The organism is Moraxella sp. (assembly GCF_024227015.1).
GTDB lineage: Bacteria > Pseudomonadota > Gammaproteobacteria > Pseudomonadales > Moraxellaceae > Moraxella.
Genome location: NZ_JAAELD010000205.1, coordinates 1 through 574, shown reverse-complemented (window position 1 = coordinate 574; position 574 = coordinate 1). Strand labels below are relative to the sequence as shown.

Annotated in this window: 1 protein-coding gene; it reads left to right on the top strand. The window is 44.6% G+C overall.

Features of this window, described 5'->3' with window-relative positions; all coding sequences use genetic code 11:
• Window positions 1–240 precede the first annotated feature (240 nt).
• Entirely contained in the window at window positions 241–537 is a 297-nt protein-coding gene (locus tag GY683_RS04705) for a hypothetical protein (protein WP_297287645.1), read from the top strand.
• The last annotated feature ends 37 nt before the right edge of the window (window positions 538–574 follow it).

Below are 574 nucleotides of genomic sequence, written 5' to 3'. Positions count from 1 at the left end.
GTCTGGGAATTTCCGCCCTCCTGTACTAGTTGATGTCATGTTGGGTATCCAATCGTAACCTATTGATTTTTATGGTTATTTGTATAATCACATTGAAAACCCTTATAAGCTAAAAAACTGCGGAATTGAGTATAAAATAAGATGCTTGAAACAGTTATTGATACGACAGCCAGGGCGAACACACAGGGTCGCCCCTACAGCCAATGAATATGTGAGCTCGCTATTACACTTACTTTCTTTATGAGTCAATCTCTATTAGAAAAAATCGCTTCTGATTCGAGCCTTGATGCTGCCTATCATTGGTTATGCAAGGCTCGCAAAGATTATCATCACAATAACGATGTTTGGCATGTTCGCTTTCATCGTGCCCATGTTCAAGCGCAAATCCATGCGTTGCTTTTGGCTGGTGATTATCGGTTTGAGCCGGTGCGCCGGGTGGGGGCAATGGGGGGGGTTATTGGATTTGGAATGCGCGTGATGCTTGGGTTCTTAAAGCTATGGCTCTGGTTTTGGGGGTGTTTCTGCGCCCTAAACTGAGGACGTTGTGTTATCATTTAGTTGGGCGCTGCGGCTT